We start from the raw sequence: 20,930 nt of genomic DNA, 5'->3' as shown, positions 1-20,930 counted from the left end.
TATCTTTACGAACCCTAAGTGAGAAAAAGTCACAATGGCCAGACGACTTCCACCGCTGAATTCTCTCCGTGCTTTCGAAGCTGCCGCGCGGTTAGGCCTGATAAAACTCGGTGCCGAGGAACTTTCCGTGACTCACGGTGCGATTAGTCGACAGGTGCAGCAGTTAGAAGCTTGGCTCGGCGTTCCGCTGTTTGATGGGTCTAAACATGCGCCGAGACTGACGGAAACAGGCCGTCAGTTGCTGCCCGCGCTCACCGCCGCTTTTGACCAAATGGAAACGGCGATTAGCCAGATTGCCGACAGTGCAGAAGGGGCGTTAGACGTCTCTTGTCCCGGCACTTTTACCATGCGCTGGCTGATACCGCGCCTGCATCATTTTCAGGCGGCGCATCCCGGCATTAACGTACGCCTGAACTCTTCGGGAACCTCGTCTGACCCGATTGGCAATAACGTCGATGTCGCGATTCGCGTCGGTAAAGCGCCTTGGCCGATAGGGGTGCAGGTTATCGAACTGTTTAATGAGAAGTTTGGTCCGGTTCATGCCCCCTCGGTCGTCCTTGCGGGGGCGTCGCTGCTGCATACCGTTTCACGCAGGAGTGCATGGGCGGATTGGGCCCAACGGGCTGGCGTAGAAACAGGGGAGCAGGGTTCAGCCGAATTTGAGCATTTTTACTTTATGCTGGAGGCGGTAACCGCAGGGTTAGGTGTGGCTATCGCCCCGTGGCCACTGGTTGCCGATGATGTTGCATCAGGGAGATTGATTGCGCCGCAGGGGTTTATCGAAAGCGGACTCAGCTACGTTACACTCCGCAGGAAAAAGCAAAATCGCAAGGCGGATATCTTCTGTGCCTGGCTGAAATCAGCCGCCGAGGCCTATGCCGCCGGTGATCGTGCTTAAGCCCGATTTTGTCTTTTATCTTTGTAGTAGCTGCGGTACTGCGCCGGACTGACCTTCAGCTGACGGTAAAACGCACGGCGCAAAATATCGATACTTGAATACCCGCATTTGGCGGCAATTTGTTTTGGCGTGAGCTCGGCAGACTCGAGCAAATGGCGCGCATAATTGATGCGCTCCTGCTCCAGCCATTCTCCCGGCGTCAGGCCAATCTCCTGCGTAAACAGACGTGAAAGATGGCGGGTGCTAACGCCCATATGTTCGGCCATCGACTGCACGGAGTGCGGATGTTCCAGATTGCCAATCGCCCAACGTTGCAGGTCTTGTAGCGCCGAGCGGCCGCTCAGCGAGGTGCGCCCCATGCGGCTAAACTGCATCTGGCCGCCTGGGCGTTTAAAGAACATCACCAACTGCGCGGCGACGGTCTTCGCGACGTCACGGCCCAAATCCTCCTCCACCATCATCAATGCCAGATCTAATCCAGAGGTAACGCCTGCCGCCGTGCGCAGGGGGCCTTCGGCGATGTAAATAGCGTCAGCATCGACCTGAATCCCCGGATAACTTTGCGCAAACGCCTCGGCGACCGACCAGTGCGTAGTGACGCGATGCCCCTCCAAGAGGCCGGTCGCGGCAAGCAGCAGGGCGCCGGTGCACACCGACCCATAACGGCGGCTGTTTAAAGCACGCTGGCGGAGCCTGTCGAGCAGTTCAGACGACGGAATAAATTGCGCAATATCCGGCGCACCGGCGACAAGCAGCGTGTCGGCAGTTTCATCGGCGTCATCCTGGAGCCGCTTCTGCGCCAGCAAACAAATACCCGATGAGGTCACCACGTTGAGCAAGTCGATTGCCAGCACCTCCAGCTGATAAATTTTGCGTCCCATCTGCTGATTCACCTCGGCGAAAACGTCGAGCGGGCCGGAGACGTCCAACAGCTGAACGCCGGGAATTGCCAAAATCTGCACTTTTTTGATCATTCGTTTGTTCCGATGTCTCAGGAGGTCATAATGTCTTATATAGTCATAATAGTACGATTGAGGACGAGCTGCGCGAGGTTTATTGTCATTCCATACTTTCAACCCGACAGGCAGGACACATCATGACACTCAACGTTAAAGGCATTCATATCCCAGACAGCCGTATGGCACAGCAGGCAACCGAACTCGTGCGTGATACCGAATCAGAATTATTGTTCAATCACTCCAGCCGCGTCTATTACTGGGGCGCTCTTGCAGGACAACAGCGTGGGGTCGTCGTTGACCACGAACTGCTGTATATCGGCTGTATGTTCCACGATATGGGCTTAACCCACGACCACTGTAGCTGTGACAAACGTTTTGAAGTTGATGGGGCGAACGCGGCGCGCGACTTTTTACGCCAGCATCAGATTAGCCAGGCAGATATTGATAAAGTCTGGACCGCGATTGCACTTCACACCACGCCGGGTATTCCCGAATTTATGGACCCGGTTATTGCGCTGGTGACGGCGGGCGTCGAGATGGACGTACTGGGGATTAACTATGCAGGGTACAGTGACGAAGAACGTGAGGCGGTAGTTGCGGCGCATCCCCGTACCCCGCAGTTCAAAGAAGACATTATCGAAGCTTTCTATCAGGGGGTTAAAGACAAGCCGCAGACAACCTTTGGTAACGTGAAGGCGGATGTTATTGCCGACAAACAGCCCGGTTTTGATAAAGGCAATTTCTGCTCGATTATCCGCGCTTCACGCTGGCCTTCATAGCGGTTAACTGGGTTATTGCAGCGTAAATTCAATCTTATAAAGTTCGGTGATCCCAGGATAAATCTCGGCGATCACCGCTTTCAGCTCGTCTAAGGTCATATTTTCCTGTTGGGCGTGGGTGTCATCGAGATGCTCATAAAGCACCGGCGTCACCGAGTTAACCACAATGTGACAGAAGAACTGATTGTCTTCATAACGCGCTACGCTGACTTTATCACCGGGTGAATAATCGGCGTCGCTTTTATCTCTTAGCGTAATGGTTTTACGTCCGGCAAGAATATCGGCCTCAAAGCGGCGATAGAAGGTGATGTTTTTCATGGATGTTCCTAAGCGAATATTTTGGTCATTATTGTTTACAAATTCAGTTGTCTACAGACGTATTCCCTACAGCAAATTGCTATCTGCCCTAATAATACCCATGCTAATGTTGCTATTACTCACCTCCACGGGGAACCCCTCGATGAAAGCAAACACGGGTACTTACTATACGAAGACGGCACAAAGACTACACTGGATTATGGCGACAATCTTTATTGTCGCATGGGCGATTGGATTTTATTGCGCCAATATTATGCCCAGTGGCCCGGCAAAGGAATCCACCATCGATCTGCATAAGAATATTGCTACTTTGATCCTGTTCCTCATCGTTATTCGCGTCTTTTGGCGCTATACCCACCCGGCCCCGCAGCTGCCTGACAGTATTTCTCTCCTTATGAAGAGAGCGGCGCATGCGGCACATATGACGCTGTATCTGATTTTGATTATTCTCCCGGTCAGTGGATGTCTGCTGAGTTGGGGGAGCGGCTATAACGTGCCGGTTGCCTATCTGTTCGATATTCCGCGACTGGTCGCAAAGAATCCTCAATTAGTCTCCATTGCCAAACCGGTGCACATCTACCTTTCCTGGTTTGCCGGTGCGCTGGTGGTGGTGCATATTCTCGCTGCGTTGAAGCATCATTTCGTTGATAAAGACTCGGTTTTACTGAGTATGGTCCGCAATAAAAAAGCCTGATTTTCCTTTCTTGAGTCAGGAGAGATGCCGCTCCTGACTCACTCTGTTTGTTGCTTGCTGATTATTTAGAAACACAAGAGTGGCTTTTTGGTCACTCTGCCGCTAAATTAGGAAATGATCATTCCCTAAATAACGAGGATTACCTAATGACGGCAAACTCAATCTCTTGCCTTTCTCCAATCGCTCCCGCTGTAGAGGGATTCACGCACCACTATGAGACACTCGAGGGTGTCAGGATTCATTATGTGACGGGCGGTAACGCACAAGGGGAGACGTTGGTTCTTCTGGCAGGGTTTCCAGAAAGCTGGTATTCGTGGCGCAAAGTTATGCCTGCTTTAGGAGAACACTATCGGATTATTGCCCCGGATCTTCCGGGTCAGGGCGATTCAGACAAGCCTCTTGAAGGATACGATACAAAATCCGTGGCCACTAAAGTGCGTTCGCTCCTGCAACTTTTAGAGGTGACTGAATATTATCTTGCCGCCCATGATGTCGGGGCCTGGGTCGCTTATCCGTATGCTGCCATGTTTGGTGACGAGATAAAGAAACTGGCCATTCTGGATGCCGGTATTCCGGGAGTGACATTACCCGATGCCGTGCCTCATTCCACAGAAAGAGGCTGGAGGACCTGGCATTTCGCTTTCCATGCGATCCCTGACTTGCCTGAGGCGCTTATTGCCGGAAAGGAACGCGTTTATCTTGAGTGGTTCCTGAGAAGAAAAACCGCCGCCCCTGATGCCTTTAGCGAAGAAGATATTAATGAGTATCTGCGTACCTTCACTAAAAGCGGAGGCGTTCGTGCAGGTCTGGCTTACTATCGCGCGCTGTCGGTTTCTGCGGCACAAAATGCACATTTCAAATCTTTGGGTAAACTGAAAACGCCGGTTTTGGCGATCGGCGCTGAACAAGGCTCGATTGCCGATATGGCGACACCCTTACGTCCATTCTTTGAAAACGTGAAGGGGACGGTCATTGCTAAAAGTGGACATTTCCTGCAGGAAGAACAGCCTGAAGCCGTTGAAAAGGCGCTGCGTGATTTCTTTGATTTATAAAATGAATATATCGAGCATCGGTGGCGGTGCCGTGCTGGATACCGCCAAGGCGGTGGCGCGTCGTCTGAATCTTAACGTAGTGGCTATTCCTACTATCGCCGCGACCTGTGCCGCATGGACGCCACTGTCGGTCTGGTATAGCGACCAAGGTACGGCCTTGAGTTATGAAATATTCAATGACGCTAATCATTTGGTGGTGGTCGAACCGCAGATTATCTTACAGGCGCCGAAGGAGTATTTGCTTGCCGGCATCGGCGATACTTTAGCGAAATGGTATGAAGCGGTGGTGCTTTGTCCGCAGCCTGCTGAGCTTCCGCTGACCGCACAGCTGGGTCTAAACACCGCGCTCACCCTTCGAGACGTGTTACTTAACGAAAGCGAGAGAGCGCTTGAGGCGCAGAGTAAAAATCAGCTGAGCAAACCGCTTATCAACGTTATCGACGCTATCATTGCTGGTGGCGGGCTGGTGGGCGGTCTTGGCGAACGCTTTACCCGCATCGCTGCGGCTCATTCGATTCATAACGGGCTGACCGCCTTGCCACAAACCGATGCCTTCCTGCACGGTACCAAGGTGGCCTATGGCATTCTGGTGCAGAGTGCCTTGCTGGAGCAGTATGAGGTGGTCGCTCAGCTGATTGCTCTCTACAAGCGTCTGGATTTGCCGGTCAGCCTGGCTGAACTTCGGGTTGATATTCATGACGATGAGCAGATAGCTCGTCTGATTGCACGCACGCTAAAATCTACCGAGTCCATTCACTTACTCCCTAACCACCCGAATGAAAAATCGCTACGGGCCGCGCTTGAGTACGTCGAAAAACAGGTGAGCTAAATAAAGCCGGGAGAGCGAAAGTTCTCCCAAAAATGCTGCTACAAGCGCTGATAATTATCGTGCCAATACGCAATTAATTAATTTTAATTATTACTTGCGTACATAAATTAATAATTTTTACTAATATTTACAAGCACCCTGAGTGAAGGCGCGTTTATCCGGCCTCTCGCTGTGATTTATTTTTTATAAGGAGCTTGTGAATGACGTCCCTCATAACACCGCAAAATTCTGCGCTTGCCGCAGGGTTTGTTTCGCTTCTCGATCCGCTGCCGATCGGCTTTTTCACTGCCGCTTGGATATTTGACATTATTTATATCTATAGCAGCGAAATAGCCTGGACTCAGGCGGCCAGCTGGTTGATTGTTTTCGGCTTATTGATCGCCATTATTCCGCGTTTAATTAATCTGGTACAGGTGTGGGTCGGTACTTCTTATCCGCAGAGTTCGGCGGTAAAACTGCATTTCTGGGCCAGTGCGCTAGCTATCATATTGTCGATTTTCAACGCCTTTATTCACAGCCGCGACGCCTTTGCCGTGGTGCCAGCGGGCGTCACGCTTTCGAGCCTGGTGGTACTGTTACTGCTTATCGCCAATTTGCAGCTTGCCCTGCGCCAACGCAAAGCTTATGGAGAAGCAAAATGAAAAAACGCTTTGCGTTATCCGTGCTAGCGCTGACTGTGCCGTTGCTACTCGCAGGCTGCGATGAGGCGGCCAAAATTGCCCCCGAAAAGCAGACGGGGAGCAATCCCGAGTTGCCAGCGGCCAAAAATTTCCTACTGCCGCCGATGCAAGTTCCGAGCGGCACTACATGGAAAACGGCAGAGACGCCAAAGGTGGCAGAAGGCCTAAAAATTGCGAAGGTTGCAGACGGCTTTATGCATCCTCGTCAAATAACGGTGTTGCCTAATGGCGATGTTTTGGTGGTCGAAGCCAACAGTCCGCCGGGGGTGACCAGTAAACCGAAAGAAATCATCATGGGCATGGTACAGAAGGCCTCGGGTAAAGGCGGGCCCGGCGGTAATCGCATTACTCTGCTCAGAAATGCCAATGGCGATGGCAAGACCTGGGAAAAGCATATTTTCCTCGAAAATCTGCACTCGCCGTTTGGCGTTCAGCTGATTGGCAATGAACTTTACGTTGCCAACGCCGACGGCCTGGTGAAATACCCCTATCAGAGCGGGGAAACGCAAATAACCGAACCGCCGACTGAGGTTGCCGATCTGCCGGGCGGTCCGATTAACCATCACTGGACCAAGTCGCTGCTTGCCAGCCCAGACGGCAGCAAGCTTTACGTCGGCGTAGGGTCTAACAGCAACATTACGGAAAATGGCATCGGCGCTGAATATCGTCGTGCAGATATTCTCGAGGTAGACGTGGCAACCGGTGCGAGCCGTATTTATGCCAGCGGGCTGCGCAACCCGACCGGGCTACAGTGGGAGCCGCAAACCGGCAAACTGTGGGCAGTAGTCAATGAACGCGATGAAATCGGTGCCGATCTGGTCCCTGATTATATGACCTCGGTGCAGGAAAACGCTTTCTATGGCTGGCCATACAGCTATTACGGCCAGCACGTTGACCAGCGGGTCAGGCCGCAGCGCCCGGATTTGGTCGAGAAGGCCATCAGGCCGGACTACGCGCTCAGCTCGCACGTCGCCCCCTTGGGGCTTTGGTTCTATACCGGCACCAACCTTCCGGCCGAGTATCGCGGCGGGGCGTTTATCAGTGAGCACGGCAGTTGGAATCGCAAACCGCTCAATGGCTATCAGGTCGTGTATGTTGCCTTCAAGGACGGCAAGCCGGTAGGGCAACCAAAGCCTGTCGTGACGGGGTTCCTGACCGAAGATCAGAAACAGGTGCGCGGATTGCCAGTCGGACTAGCGATGGATAAGCTGGGTGGATTGCTGATTGTCGATGATGCTGGCAATACCGTATGGCGCGTTACGGGGCAGGACAGCCAATAAAATACAGGCGTGATAAACAGGGTTTTTATTAGGAAGCTCTATTTGGAATTTAATTGACGATTTTATTTACGTTTTAATTTACAAATCCAACTTCGTTTATGGTTTGTATATATTAAACAAATCGTTTATAAAACTCAGATGCCCGCCTTTTATAGCCCTCGGCGGGCACTTTTCAATAAGATGACATCATTTCAAACACTCTCTCCATTATTTACACCGCAATTTTACGAATGTTTTACTCCTTCACCTGATAACACTTTCCGAAAGCAGGCGTATATTACTATTAATCATTTTCTAATCTGCATTCGAGGGTCTGTGATGAAAAAGCTCACACTATTCGGGATTTGTGCAACCCTGCTGGTCGGGTTAGGTGCAAGCAGTGTTTCCCAGGCATATCCGTATCACCACGGCGGTTATCGTGGCGGTTGGGGCGGCCCACGCGTCGTCGTCGGCGTAGGCCCTTATTGGGGACCCGATCCTTACTATTGGGGACCGCCTCCGTATTATGGCCCACCACCGGTTGTTTACGTGACGCCTCCGGCGCCCCAGGTCTATGTACAAAAACCGGCCTCTGCCAGTTATTACTGCCACAACCCGGTAGGTTATTACCCGCAGATACCACGCTGCCCAACCGGTTGGCAGAAACTGGCACCACGGTAATTAACCCTAATTCGATTGCGGCTATTCGAGGTCAAGTAACATGAAAATCATTGCGTTCGCACCCGTTGCCCTCGCGCTGGGAACCGTACTTTTATCCGGCTGTGTGAGCCCGCCGACCGGTCCTAATGTGACGGCGATGCCGGGAACCGGTAAGAGTTACGAGCAGTTTATGGCCGACGATTCCACCTGCCAGAACTATGCACGCAGCGGACTGAATCAGGCCTCACAGCAGGCAAACAACAGTGCCGTGAATACGGCAGCTGCGGGAACGATTATCGGTGCGGCAGGCGGTGCCTTGCTGGGCGCTGCGTCCGGCCACGCTGGCCCCGGCGCGCTGATTGGTGCGGGCAGTGGCCTGCTTGTCGGCAGCGCGATGGGCAATGACTCATCAATGGAAAGTAACGACGACATACAGCAGCGCTATAACAGCGTGTATATCCAATGTATGTATGCGAAAGGCGACAAAGTACCGATGCCAGCAGGCTACGAGGTATCGCCATCCGATGCGGGTGCGCCACCGGATTATAATCCAGGCGACAGCGGGGCTCCGCCAGATTATCCACAACAAGATGCCGGTGCGCCGCCGGACTATTAATGTATTACGCGCTGTCACTCAAAGCCCGGGAGATCCCCGGGCTTTTTTATTACAGTGCGACCTGGCGGCTAATTTCGACCACCCGGTCACTCGGCAGATGATAGTGGTCGGTGACGTGCGCACTGTTGCGAACCATTAATGAGAACAGATGCCGCTGCCACGCAGGCATTCTTCCTTTCCCCTGACGGCGCAAAATAGTTTCATGTCCGACATAAAAGGTCATGGTCTCTTTATCCAGATTCAATTCCTGAATTTTACTGTTGCTGAACAGGCTGGAAATATCGGGTTGTTCAATAAACCCATAATGCGCCTTGATGTGCCAGAAGTTCGGGGCAACCTTACATATTTGTAACCGCTCGGCGGGAGAGACGCGGGGCACGTTATCGATATGGATATTCAGCGCCAGCACCTGAGCGTGCAGGGAACCGTTGCGCGATACGTGCCAACGCATAATGGTCGGAGTACCGCTCGAACGCGTCAGAAACACCGCAGTTCCAGGAACGCGTGGCACCTGATGCATCTCTATCTCAGCCAGGAATTCACTCACCGGCTGCGTTTTATCCTGAATAATGCGTGATGCAGTTTCGACACCGCGATGCCAGACCATCATGACGATGTAGAGCGCCACCGCCATGAGCAGCGGAATATAACCCCCTTCAAGGATTTTAATCAGGTTTGCGCCCAGGAAGCTGATATCAACAATAAAGAAAACGCCTGCCACCAACAGACTTATCACCAGATTCCAGCGCCACACCTCGCGCATCGAGACATATATCAGCCCGGTGGTCATGATCATGGTGAAAGAAACGGCAATACCATAGGCGGCGGCGAGCCGGTCGGAAGACTGGAAAAACACGGTTAAAAATACCGTCGCGACCATTAACAGCCAGTTGATGACGCCGATATATATTTGGCCGTAACTTTCTGCCGAAGTCTGTTTGATTCGCATCCTCGGTAGCCATCCGAGCTGAATAGCCTGCCGCGTCATTGAGAACGCACCGCTGATAATCGCCTGACTGGCAATAATTGTGGCAAGGGTGGCGAGAATAACCAACGGAACTAACAGTGAAGGCGGACAGAGCCGATAAAATATATTTTCAGTCACGTCTGCACCGGAAAGAATCAGCGCCGCCTGACCGGCATAATTCAACAACAGGCTAGGAAAGACCAACCCGAACCAGGCAAGCCAGATGGGACGACGGCCATAGTGTCCCATGTCGGCATAGAGCGCTTCGGCACCGGTAACGCAGAGGAAAACACCGCCTAAAACGAGGAAGCTGGCCATGCCGTGTGAGAAGAGAAATTTCACGCCGTGGGCGGGGTTAAGCGCCACGAGAACCGCAGGGTGCTGAACGATTCCCCAAATACCCAATGCGGCAATGACGATAAACCACAGCGCCATAATAGGGCCGAACAGCTTACCAATTTTTGCCGTGCCCATGGCCTGTATCGAGAATAGCGTCACCAGAATAATTACCGTCGCCGTAACAATGACCGTTTTCGACTCCGGCAGAACCATATTTATCCCTTCCAGTGCAGAGAGCACCGAAATTGCCGGGGTAATAGCGCCATCACCATAAATAAGCGCGGCTCCGAAAATTCCGGCGAAAATAACCAGCGGCCGTTTGCTGTTTTTATTCACCAGCAGCGACATTAAGGCCATAATTCCGCCTTCACCGTTGTTATCCATTCTCATGGCGAACATCGCATATTTTAGCGAGGTGACAATGACCAATGTCCAGAATATTAATGATAGCAGCCCAAGAATAACGCCAGGTGAGGGGGCTTCGCCCGATAAAAAGAGTACGGTCTTTAAGGTATAAAGTGGGCTAGTACCGATATCCCCAAACACCACGCCTAAAGCACCCAAGGCCAGCATTTTCAGGCCGGGTGAGTCTTGCTTTTCCGTTACGTTGTCACTTGACATCCCGCATACCTCGAAAGTTTCCATTTCAATGATTTAATTGTCTTTATGGCCAGTCTTTATCCTGTGCCTGACGCAAAGGGTAGCTATACTCAGAATAGTCACATAATGCTGTCATGCTAAATTAAACTTATTTTATAAATTTACTGTGAACAGTGCTTCGTTGAGAGCATCTGTTTAATAAGTATATTGAATAATGGCGCACAAATTCGACCCCACGATACAAAGAGAGGGTTTATGAACTTCCGTTTTAATGTTAACGCCGCTAATTGGCGCCTATTGCCAAATGCCTGGGATGGCGTTGCTTTCCCCTTGATTATCGGTTTGATTGCTATGGCAGCGGTGGGGTTTCATCAAACACTCTTGCCCATCACCAGCCTAAAGACGCAGGCTATTTCTCTGGATCCGGCAAATTTGCCCGAGTATGCGCTGCGCACTACGCTGAGAATGCTGGTTGCGATGGTAGCTGCGCTGCTGTTTAGCCTGGTCTACGGAACGCTGGCCGCCAAAAGTCGTCGTGCCGAGAAAGTACTGGTACCAATATTGGATATCCTGCAGTCGGTGCCGGTGCTGGGCTATATTTCTTTCACCGTCACCTTTTTTATCGCGCTGTTCCCCGGCCGTGTTCTGGGGGTGGAGCTTGCGGCTATCTTCGCGCTATTTACCAGTCAAGCGTGGAACATGACCTTCAGTTTTTACCAGTCGCTGCGTACCGTGCCACGTGATTTGGTCGAGGTTTCACGCGGATTCCACCTCACGGCGTGGCAGCGTTTCTGGAAGCTGGATGTGCCGTTCGCCGTACCCGGGCTGATTTGGAACATGATGATGTCAATGTCAGGTGGCTGGTTTTTCATCGTGGCCTCCGAAGCGATCACTGTCGGTAACAACACCTTTACCTTACCGGGAATAGGCGGCTATCTTGCCGAAGCGATTTTAAACAAGAATATTCATGCCGTTGGCTGGGTGTTGTTGACCATGACCGTGGTGATTCTGGCCTACGATCAGCTGCTGTTCAGGCCGCTGGTTGCCTGGGCCGATAAATTTCGCATGGAGAATACCCGCTCCAGCGACGCACCGACCTCCTGGGTGCTCGACTTGATGCGGCAGACTCGACTCATTCACCAGCTCTTATCACCGATAGGGCTGTTGCTCTCCCTGATTGCACGTATTCCGCTGCGTTTACCGACTTTCAGAGCGCACCGTCCAGAAATCGAACAGAAACGCCTTTCCCGCTGGGGCGATATTGTCTGGAGTTTGCTGGTTATTCTGCTCACCGTTTATGTTGCCTATCGGGTCATCTCCTATGTACAAACCGGAGTCACGCTCGGCGACGTGGGGCATGTGCTGGTTCTGGGCCTGATAACCCTGCTCAGGGTAACGGTGCTTATTTTTATTTCGTCAATTATTTGGGTGCCGCTTGGCGTAATGATTGGGCTGCGTCCGGGGCTGGCAGGTAAAATCCAGCCTATTGCCCAGTTTCTGGCGGCCTTCCCGGCAAACCTCTTGTTCCCGGCGTTTGTTATCGTTATCGTCCATTTCCACCTCAACCCGGATATCTGGCTGTCACCGCTGATAGTATTGGGAACCCAGTGGTATATCCTGTTCAACGTGGTGGCAGGAACCACGGCATTTCCGAATGATTACCGTGAAGCGGCGGCTAATTTCCATATCCGCGGTTGGCAATGGTGGAAACAGGTCATGCTGCCGGGTATTTTCCCATACTACATCACGGGTGCAATCACGGCTTCAGGCGGTGCGTGGAACGCCAGTATCGTCTCTGAGCTTGTACAGTGGGGCGACACCAAAGTGACGGCGCATGGGCTGGGTGCCTACATTGCACAGACCACGGCGGCGGGCGACTTCCCGAAAATTATCCTCGGCATTGCCGTCATGGCACTGTTCGTTACCCTGTTTAACAGGCTGCTGTGGCGGCCTCTATATGCCTACGCCGAATCCAGATTCCGTGCAGATTAAGGACCGTTTTTATGCAAGACAATCAAAATACGTTGAACGCTGGCGCTCAGCATACTAAAGCGGAAGGGCGTAAAGAGATCCTCGCGGTGAAAAACGTGAATCACGGGTATGATAAAACCCACGGCGAAGTGTTGATTCTGGATGATGTTAATCTCACGCTGCGCGAAGGTGAGATTGTCGGGCTGTTGGGGCGTTCTGGATCAGGGAAGTCGACGCTGCTGCGGATTATTTCCGGCCTGATCACCCCAAGTTCGGGTAACGTCGACTATCTTGGGCAACCGCTGAACGGGCCAGCGCAGGGCGTTGCAATGGTGTTTCAGACCTTTGCGCTTTTCCCCTGGTTGACCGTGTTACAAAACGTAGAAGCCGGGCTAGAGGCGCTGGGCGTTGCCGCCGGAGAGCGCAGAAAACGTGCGTTGGCGGCCATCGACCTTATCGGTCTCGACGGCTTTGAGAACGCCTACCCGCGTGAGCTTTCGGGCGGAATGAGGCAGCGAGTCGGCTTTGCTCGTGCGCTAGTCGTTGACCCGACCTTGCTGCTGATGGACGAACCTTTCTCTGCGCTGGACGTATTGACCGCCGAGACGCTGCGTACCGATTTGCTCGACCTGTGGAATAAGGGGCAGATGCCCATCAAGTCGATACTGATAGTGACACACAACATCGAGGAGGCGGTGTTTATGTGTGACCGTATTCTAGTGTTGTCATCGAATCCTGGTCGCGTCATTGCCGAAATCAAGGTGCCATTCCCACATCCACGCAATCGACTGGACCCACAGTTCCGCCGTCTGGTTGATGACGTGTACGCCAAAATGACCGCACGTCCCAACAGTGAAACGGTGAAAAAAGGGCTAAAACTCGGCACGCGACTGCCGCACGTTTCTACTAACCTGATTGCGGGTCTGATTGAGACGTTGGCGGGTGAGCCTTACTTTGGCCGTGCTGATATGCCAGACATAGCGCGTACTTTGCATCTTGAGGTCGACGATCTCTTCCCAATCGCCGAAGTTCTGCAATCGCTGGGCTTTGCCGATGTGCGTGAAGGGGACATTTTCCTGACGCCGCAGGCGCGTATTTTTGCTGATATCGACACCCAGCAGCGCAAAGTGATGTTTGCAGAACATCTGCTGCGTTTTGTGCCGCTGGCGGCGCTGATTAAAACCGTGCTTGACGATCGCCCCGGACATCGCGCGCCACGCGTTCGCTTCGAGCAGGAGCTTGAAGACTTCCTGTCAGACGGTGCCGCCAAGGAGACGTTGGATACGGTCGTTAACTGGGGCCGATATGCCGAGATATTTTCCTACAATGACCAGACCGAATACTTCAGCCTCGAGGACGTCGAATTCTAATTTAGGCGCCCGGACATAGAAAATATTAACGCCGCGCGGCACGCCGATAAAGCGTGCTGCGTGCAATCCCTAAAGCCTGTGCCGCCTTGCTGATGTTGCCATTAAAACGCCTCAACGTTTCGTCAATGAGCCGATCGTCATGCTCGTGTAGTGCAGGAACAGGTTTACTGACCTCAAGCTGATAGTTTTCAGGCAAGGAGTCACAGCCGAGTACTGAATTGTCATCCGCCAGCGCAAGCAACACTTTCATTAAACTCCGCAGCTGACGCACGTTTCCCGGCCAGCGGTTTTTCACCAGCATTTCGATAAGCGCGGGTGATAAAACGATGCCGCGCTTTTCGCCGCCCAGTTCTCGCCAGAGCTGGGCGATAAAGGCGGGAAGGGCCGGCCACTCGCGCAGCGGCGGAATAGTCATCGAGAATTCCTGTAAACGGTACAGCAGGTCCTCACGGAATCCGCCGTCGGCAACCCGCTGAAGAAGATTGCGGTGTGTCGCACAAATTACGGCGAAACTTACCGGCCAGCTGCGTGCCGAACCCAGCGGCGCAACCTCTTTCTCCTGAAGCACTCTCAGCAAACGTGTCTGAAGCGAAAGTGGCATATCACCTATCTCATCCAAAAACAGCACGCCGCCGTCAGCCTCACGAATTTTTCCAATGTAGCCATTCTTGCTCGCGCCGGTGAAGGCACCTGGCTGATAGCCGAAGAGCTCGGACTCAATCAGCGATTCCGGAATGGCCGCACAATTAATGGCGACAAATTTCCCTGCTTTCCAGCGACTCTGCTGATGCAAAGCCCGACTGACATACTCTTTGCCGCTGCCGGTCTCACCCTGAATGCAGAGCGATACGCCCGCGTTGAGCAGGCGCACCATTTTGTCGGCGTTGCCACGAAGCGCGAGGAAGAGGTCACTCTCAGGGACAGACGCCGATGGGAAATGGCTACGCGCCGGAGCGCGCAGGCGTTGGAAGTAGCGCTGTTGATGACGGGAGGTGATGGGCAGCGGCACGCTATTGGCCTGCTGTTCAGTCTGCGGGAAAAGCTGCTGGAAGGTTTGGCTACCGAAGTCGGTGATGTCCAGAGCCAGCTCATGCATCGCTGCGCGATTGGCGGCCATCAACACGTTATCTGAAAATATCAGCAGCATTTCCTCAACGTTATCAAGACCATTGATCTGCGGATGCAGACTCATCAGCCACTGGTCAGGATTCAGGCTCTGTTTCATCCACAGATATTCGATGTGCTTTGCCGCTTCTTTCACCCATGCCAGGGTATGGGGATGTGGATACTGCGCTGGCCCAGAAATATCCAGCACGCCGGCAATCTGTCCGTTTGGCGTTTGCAGCGTCGTCGCCGCACAGTAAAGTCCTTGATTGCTAGTGAGATAGTGCTGATGGCCGTAGATTTCACAGCCACCGTCAATGGCCAATGCAGTACCGATGGCGTTGGTTCCCCGGCCGCATTCGCTCCATAAATTACCGGGGGCGAGCGCAAAACGCTGGGCTTTTTGCAATGCCTGCATATCACCAAACGAATTCAATACCATCCCAGTGGCATCAGAAAGAACAACCACCGACTGTTTTTCGGCAATTTTCTCGGCCAGTGCCTTAATGGCAGGCCGTGCAAACTGTTGCAGCGCCGCGTTATTGGCGAGCAGGTCGGCGAGCTCGCTTTGACGGATGCGTGGAAAGTCGTCCGCCGTGCGGTCCAGGCCATAAAGCTCGCTGCGAAACCAGGAGTCACTCAGTACTAAATTAGGTGCTGTCGCGGAGGGGGGAGTGGCTGACGAATTTCCCTGCATTGGTAACCTCAAGCCCATTAATATGTGTTGCATTATTGTAGTAATTTGGTTTTGCAAGTGTTGCGATTTGCAACACATAACGAGAATTTAGGTGACAGCAGAGAAGTACATGCGGCTTGGGTTCTTTTAAATATCTAATAAATAAAAATATTTTACTAAAAGTCGTAAAGTGAAAGATTGGCACGGCGCCTGCAATGTAACTTAGGCAACCGTATGCCGCCCATTCAGAGTTTGCTGTGGCGGTTGCCTATCTCTGATAGCCGTAACCTACATAAGGAGTTTGCGATGCGTTATGCACATCCCGGAACAACAGGCGCTTTATTCTCACTCAGAGCCGCCTACGGTAACTATATTGATGGCAAATTCGTAGAACCGCTTAGCGGTCAATATTTCATGAATACCTCCCCAGTTGATGGCAGCGACATCGGCCAATTCCCGCGTTCCGATGCGCGAGATATTGATGCAGCGTTGGATGCGGCGCATAAAGCGGCCGACGCCTGGGGCAAAACCAGCGTTCAACATCGTTCCAACCTGCTGTTACAGGTCGCTTCGCGTATTGAAGAAAACCTTGAATACCTGGCGGTGGCAGAAAGCTGGGACAACGGTAAGCCGGTTCGCGAAACCCTGAACGCCGACCTGCCGCTGGCGGCCGATCATTTCCGCTATTTCGCAGGTTGTCTGCGTGCGCAGGAAGGCAGTGCGGCAGAGATTGACGAAAAAACCGTGGCCTACCATTTCCATGAACCTCTTGGCGTTGTCGGCCAAATTATTCCCTGGAACTTCCCACTGCTGATGGCCGCCTGGAAACTTGCCCCGGCGCTGGCTGCAGGTAACTGTGTGGTCCTGAAACCGGCAGAGCAGACGCCGCTAAGCATTACGTTGCTGCTTGAGTTGATTGGCGATCTCTTCCCGGCTGGCGTGCTCAACGTGGTCCAAGGCTATGGTAAAGAGGCGGGTGAAGCCCTGGCAACCAGCAAGCGTATCGCCAAAATTGCCTTTACGGGTTCCACCCCTGTTGGCCGCCACATCATGGCCTGCGCGGCAGAGAATATTATCCCGTGCACCGTAGAGTTGGGCGGTAAATCGCCGAACATCTACTTCGCCGACATCATGAACGCCGAGCCTGAATTCATTGAAAAGGCGGTCGAAGGCTTAGTGCTGGGCTTCTTCAATCAGGGCGAAGTCTGTACCTGTCCTTCACGCGCGCTTATCCATGAATCTATTTATGCGCCATTCATGGAACGCGTCATGGCAAAAATTGCCAACATTCACCGTGGTGATCCCCTGGACACTGACACCATGATCGGTGCACAGGCTTCACGCCAGCAGTACGATAAAATCCTTTCCTATATCGATATTGCCCGCGACGAAGGAGGGCAGATTCTCGTCGGGGGAGCTCGCGCTAGCATCGCTCCGGAGTTTGATAACGGTTTCTACATCCAGCCAACGCTGATTAAAGGCACCAACCAAATGCGCAGCTTCCAGGAAGAAATTTTTGGACCTGTCATCGGCGTCACCACCTTTAAAGACGAGGCTGAAGCATTGGCGATCGCCAACGAGACTCAGTTTGGTCTCGGTGCCGGGATCTGGACACGAGACACCAACCTCGCGTATCGCATGGGACGTGCTATCAAGGCCGGTCGTGTATGGACCAACTGCTATCACATTTATCCGGCACACGCGGCATTCGGTGGCTACAAACAGTCAGGTGTGGGACGCGAGACGCACAAAATGGCACTCACCGCGTATCAACAAACCAAGAATTTGCTGGTCAGCTATGACACGGCGCCTTTAGGTCTGTTTTAAGCCTGTTTCCTTGATGGAGTGACAAGATGAAAACGATGAAAGCCGCAGTAGTGAAAGCCTTTGGTGAACCTTTGGTTATTGAACAAGTCCCGATCCCCGAAGTTGGAGCGGGGCAACTGTTAGTAAAAATTGTTGCCACCGGTGTTTGTCACACGGATCTACACGCTGCGGAGGGCGACTGGCCGGTTAAACCGCAGCCACCGTTTATTCCTGGTCATGAAGGGGTTGGGTATGTGGTTGCCGTAGGTGAGGGCGTAAAGCACGTAAAAGAGGGGGATCGCGTGGGAGTGCCCTGGTTATATTCCGCCTGTGGCCACTGCGAACACTGTCTGGACAACTGGGAGACCCTATGCCATTCGCAGCAAAACGCCGGTTATTCCGTTAACGGCAGCTTTGCTGAGTACTGTTTGGCCGATGCAAACTACGTGGGTATCTTGCCCGATAACGTGGGCTATAACGAAATTGCACCGATCCTCTGCGCAGGTGTCACGGTCTATAAAGGTCTTAAAATGACCGAAACCAAGCCGGGCGACTGGGTGGTTATCTCGGGAATTGGCGGGCTGGGCCACATGGCGATTCAATATGCGGTCGCCATGGGCCTGAACGTCGCGGCGGTCGATATTGATGATGACAAGTTGGCTTTTGCCAGGCGACTGGGGGCAACCGTGGTCGCCAACGCGAAAAACGTGGATCCAGCAACAGTGTTCCACGAAAGTTTCGGCGGTGCACACGGCGTTCTCGTGACCGCCGTCTCGCCTAAAGCGTTCGAGCAAGCCATTGGCACCCTGCGCCGTGGGGGGACGATGGTCTTAAACGGCCTGCCTCCGGGCACCTTTGATCTGTCAATCTTCAATATGGTACTTGACGGTATCACCGTCCGCGGCTCGATTGTAGGTACACGTAAAGATCTGCAGGAGGCGTTAGATTTTGCCGGTCGTCATAAAGTGGCGGCGAATATTGCGGTTGAACCTCTCAGCAATATTAACGATATTTTTGCCCGTATGCATGCAGGCAAAATTGAAGGGCGCATCGTGGTCGATTTAGCTCTTTAAAACAGGCTTATCAAGAGGCTCCGCTCGGGGCCTCTTCTATATAAAGTCATTTTTTCAGACTGTTAGCATATCTTCGAGTTAATCAACGACGATTTTCCATCCCTCATAAAAGCCCATTTGCTCCTGCGTTGCCATATACTTGGCCCGTGACACTGTCACTCTGTCATTCCACTACCGGTAACTTCTCACAGGAGAGATGCCTTCATGTTTCATTTCGCTGCCGTTCACCCCAATATAAATTAGCAATCGCTGCGAGTTTTGTGTAAGAAAATTAAGCTGATATTCATCTCGATCCCGAGATAGGTTATATTGGTGCACAAGTCACAAAACCACGATAGGAAGACGTCGCAACATGATTAACCGTTTCACCCTGATTGCTGTCACGACAGCTTTTGCGCTGACCGGCTGCGCAAAGATTACCGCAGCTACCTCAGCAGCCACCTCGGCCGCTGCCTCAGCCTTAACTCCGGCCAAGCCTCAGGCAACGGATTTTTCTACCGGACCGACGGTAGTGACTGTGACTCATCTTAGAGAGTTGGCTGATGACGGTGCACCAATTTACGTGACGGTTGACGGTGTAGACGCCGGTATTCTGGCCCTGGGTCAAACCGTTGAACTGCACGTCAATGCCGGCAAGCACAAAATCGGGGGTTACGCACGTTCAATGGTGGGTCGTGTGACTATCCCTGCGGTTGAGGTGACTACCACGACGAAATACGAACAGCATATCAATTACTCCGTGACGGATACGACGCCATCGTTCAAAGTGCGTCCTGCCACCAAGGTGATTTTCGATACGCCAGCCCCGACTCCAACCCCGGCTCCGGCTGCGACGCCTGCTGCTCCAGCGACTCCAGCGGCAACGGGGGTTCCTGCGGTGCCAGCCTCGATTGTGACACCGGCAGCAACTTCGACGTCAACGCCAGCAACGCCAGCAACTTCAGCGACCACGCCAGCGTCTACTTCGGCCACGACAACTCCGGCCGCTGCTTCGACCACAACAACTACGCCGGCCTCGACGGGGTCAACCTCAGTAACCGCACCTGCAGCGTCTTCAACATCTTCTTCGTCCACGGCGACGACGCCAACAGATTCGTCCACGACGTCTTCATCGACTTCAACGACAACGCCAGCAGCCGCGTCTTCATCAACGACGACCACAACGCCAACGCCAACGTCGGCAGAGTAGGGTTATAAAATCTGCCTGACAGAGCGCAAGGGGAGAATTCCCTTGCGCGCCACCGATAATCCCGATACGACAACTTCTATTATAATCCTATCTCTCTCGCCATCATTACGGGTAATTGGGGCCGCAAAGTACTCAGATTTCACGTAGCGCGATCTTTTAGGAGTAAAGATGGAACTCGATATATTAACTCAGCGGCTAATCACACTCGAAAGGAAGCTCCATCAGCCTGGAATTCGCAGCGATGCCAGTATGCTCGAGGATTTGCTGCACCCGGCGTTCACGGAGATAGGTCGCTCTGGAAAGGTATATGTCAGGCAGGAGGTGATAGAAAGTTTACTGCAGGAAACTGAGCGGCTAGAAATAGTGGCCAGCAATTTTAAATGTAGTCTTCTAGAGGATCGGGTGACGTTGCTGACTTACGAAAGTTTTACCCGCGACCACGTAGGAAACGTAACACGGCAAACATTGCGGTCGTCGATCTGGAAGCTCAATGAAAAAAGTGGACGCTGGCAGATGAGATTTCATCAGGGAACGCCGGCAGCAAATAGCAAAGGATTGATAATCCCCAAAAGCTAATAATTGAAGACAAGGTCGAGCTAAAGCCCAAAAGCTCAGAATCGACGTACCGATACCTTGGTGCGCATAATGTATATTATGTTAAATACGATATGGTAGTCACTTAGGAATTTACCTTCTGCACACCACCATCCACCTCATAGCCATATCAGGCATCCCACTGCCCTCGCTCCTGGTTTTAAGCCTATCAATGAATCACGGGCTTCAAGGGGATCAGTTTGTATATCGAAAATTATAACCGCCAGTCAGATTGATAGGCTCCCAGCCTAACGCGGACCAATGCGGCAGCAGCGGCTTGTTCAACTTCGCTCTCTTACGTTTTAATGCGTCAATCCTCCTTTCTCTTTACACCTTATTACACAGAGTGATGGCCGCGGTCAGCAGCGTCAGTCCGCTAGCTTTGATTTTCGTGTTTTATTTTTCATTCACCGGTGGCTGATTTCCACAACTCCTGCTTTACACAGCAATCTCTTAAATACTTATAGATAAATCTCGCTTTATAAAATGGTATATAC

At 52.5% G+C, this 20,930-nt stretch carries 18 protein-coding genes and 2 pseudogenes; 15 read left to right on the top strand and 5 right to left on the bottom strand.

Annotated features, from left to right (window positions below):
- The first annotated feature begins 34 nt into the window (after nt 1–34).
- Nucleotides 35–898 carry a LysR substrate-binding domain-containing protein gene (locus BS640_RS07770; RefSeq protein WP_084912314.1) on the top strand — a complete coding sequence of 288 codons (864 nt, stop codon included), beginning with the start codon at nt 35–37 and terminating at the stop codon, nt 896–898.
- Here BS640_RS07770 and BS640_RS07765 read toward each other — a convergent pair.
- Entirely contained in the window at nt 895–1,872 is a 978-nt protein-coding gene (locus tag BS640_RS07765) for a GlxA family transcriptional regulator (RefSeq protein ID WP_017492119.1), read from the bottom strand. The two genes, BS640_RS07770 and BS640_RS07765, sit on opposite strands and share 4 nt — an antisense overlap.
- A 122-nt stretch (nt 1,873–1,994) precedes the next feature.
- Here BS640_RS07765 and BS640_RS07760 point away from each other — a divergent pair, with 122 nt between their 5' ends.
- Nucleotides 1,995–2,636, top strand: a complete 642-nt coding sequence (locus tag BS640_RS07760; protein ID WP_017492118.1) for an HD domain-containing protein — start codon at nt 1,995–1,997, stop codon at nt 2,634–2,636.
- Between the two features lie 12 nt (nt 2,637–2,648).
- Here the strand turns inward: BS640_RS07760 and yqfB are convergent, their stop codons facing one another.
- A complete protein-coding gene (gene yqfB, locus BS640_RS07755; protein WP_017492117.1) occupies nt 2,649–2,954 on the bottom strand; it encodes a N(4)-acetylcytidine aminohydrolase in 306 nt (101 codons plus the stop codon).
- 142 nt (nt 2,955–3,096) lie between these two features.
- On the opposite strand from yqfB, the gene BS640_RS07750 reads away from it, so the two are divergent.
- The 7 genes and pseudogenes from BS640_RS07750 (at nt 3,097) to BS640_RS07720 (ending at nt 8,744) form a co-directional block, all read left to right on the top strand.
- On the top strand, nt 3,097–3,648 hold the full coding sequence (locus tag BS640_RS07750; RefSeq protein WP_084912313.1) for a cytochrome b: 552 nt from the start codon (nt 3,097–3,099) through the stop codon (nt 3,646–3,648).
- Between the two features lie 146 nt (nt 3,649–3,794).
- Entirely contained in the window at nt 3,795–4,700 is a 906-nt protein-coding gene (locus BS640_RS07745) for an alpha/beta fold hydrolase (protein WP_084912312.1), read from the top strand.
- A 7-nt stretch (nt 4,701–4,707) separates the two neighbouring features.
- Nucleotides 4,708–5,529 (top strand): annotated as a pseudogene (locus BS640_RS07740) (oxidoreductase); the annotation flags it as partial.
- Between the two features lie 200 nt (nt 5,530–5,729).
- Nucleotides 5,730–6,170 carry a DUF2231 domain-containing protein gene (locus BS640_RS07735; protein ID WP_084912310.1) on the top strand — a complete coding sequence of 147 codons (441 nt, stop codon included), beginning with the start codon at nt 5,730–5,732 and terminating at the stop codon, nt 6,168–6,170.
- The gene (locus BS640_RS07730) at nt 6,167–7,489 is read left to right on the top strand and encodes a PQQ-dependent sugar dehydrogenase (protein WP_017493406.1); all 1,323 of its coding nucleotides are present in this window, start codon (nt 6,167–6,169) and stop codon (nt 7,487–7,489) included. The genes BS640_RS07735 and BS640_RS07730 overlap by 4 nt, the downstream gene beginning before the upstream one ends.
- A gap of 318 nt (nt 7,490–7,807) precedes the next feature.
- Entirely contained in the window at nt 7,808–8,149 is a 342-nt protein-coding gene (locus BS640_RS07725) for a hypothetical protein (protein WP_017493405.1), read from the top strand.
- 40 nt (nt 8,150–8,189) lie between these two features.
- A complete protein-coding gene (locus tag BS640_RS07720; protein ID WP_017493404.1) occupies nt 8,190–8,744 on the top strand; it encodes a glycine zipper family protein in 555 nt (184 codons plus the stop codon).
- A gap of 49 nt (nt 8,745–8,793) precedes the next feature.
- Here the strand turns inward: BS640_RS07720 and BS640_RS07715 are convergent, their stop codons facing one another.
- A complete protein-coding gene (locus BS640_RS07715; protein WP_026110740.1) occupies nt 8,794–10,671 on the bottom strand; it encodes a potassium transporter Kup in 1,878 nt (625 codons plus the stop codon).
- A 234-nt stretch (nt 10,672–10,905) separates the two neighbouring features.
- Here BS640_RS07715 and BS640_RS07710 point away from each other — a divergent pair, with 234 nt between their 5' ends.
- Both BS640_RS07710 and BS640_RS07705 read left to right on the top strand, forming a co-directional pair.
- Nucleotides 10,906–12,642, top strand: a complete 1,737-nt coding sequence (locus BS640_RS07710; RefSeq protein WP_084912309.1) for an ABC transporter permease — start codon at nt 10,906–10,908, stop codon at nt 12,640–12,642.
- A gap of 11 nt (nt 12,643–12,653) precedes the next feature.
- Nucleotides 12,654–13,991: an ABC transporter ATP-binding protein gene (locus tag BS640_RS07705; RefSeq protein WP_084912308.1), complete on the top strand. Its 1,338-nt coding sequence runs from the start codon at nt 12,654–12,656 to the stop codon at nt 13,989–13,991.
- A 25-nt stretch (nt 13,992–14,016) separates the two neighbouring features.
- On the opposite strand, the gene BS640_RS07700 is transcribed toward BS640_RS07705, so the two are convergent.
- On the bottom strand, nt 14,017–15,792 hold the full coding sequence (locus BS640_RS07700; RefSeq protein WP_017493400.1) for a sigma-54-dependent Fis family transcriptional regulator: 1,776 nt from the start codon (nt 15,790–15,792) through the stop codon (nt 14,017–14,019).
- 285 nt (nt 15,793–16,077) lie between these two features.
- Here BS640_RS07700 and exaC point away from each other — a divergent pair, with 285 nt between their 5' ends.
- The 4 genes from exaC (at nt 16,078) to BS640_RS07680 (ending at nt 20,415) form a co-directional block, all read left to right on the top strand.
- Entirely contained in the window at nt 16,078–17,598 is a 1,521-nt protein-coding gene (gene exaC, locus BS640_RS07695) for an acetaldehyde dehydrogenase ExaC (protein WP_084912307.1), read from the top strand.
- Between the two features lie 26 nt (nt 17,599–17,624).
- A complete protein-coding gene (gene adhP / locus BS640_RS07690; RefSeq protein WP_017493398.1) occupies nt 17,625–18,650 on the top strand; it encodes an alcohol dehydrogenase AdhP in 1,026 nt (341 codons plus the stop codon).
- Nucleotides 18,651–19,002: 352 nt separating this feature from the next.
- Entirely contained in the window at nt 19,003–19,839 is an 837-nt protein-coding gene (locus tag BS640_RS22160; protein ID WP_193791213.1) for a hypothetical protein, read from the top strand.
- A 168-nt stretch (nt 19,840–20,007) separates the two neighbouring features.
- On the top strand, nt 20,008–20,415 hold the full coding sequence (locus BS640_RS07680) for a nuclear transport factor 2 family protein (protein ID WP_017493396.1): 408 nt from the start codon (nt 20,008–20,010) through the stop codon (nt 20,413–20,415).
- Between the two features lie 213 nt (nt 20,416–20,628).
- On the opposite strand, the pseudogene BS640_RS22240 reads toward BS640_RS07680, so the two are convergent.
- Nucleotides 20,629–20,829 (bottom strand): annotated as a pseudogene (locus tag BS640_RS22240) (Tn3 family transposase); the annotation flags it as partial.
- Nucleotides 20,830–20,930 lie beyond the last annotated feature (101 nt).

The organism is Rouxiella badensis, from assembly GCF_002093665.1.
In the GTDB taxonomy this organism is placed as follows: Bacteria; Pseudomonadota; Gammaproteobacteria; order Enterobacterales; family Enterobacteriaceae; genus Rouxiella; species Rouxiella badensis.
Note: the sequence above shows the minus strand (reverse complement) of the source record. Positions and strands in the feature narration are given on the sequence as shown.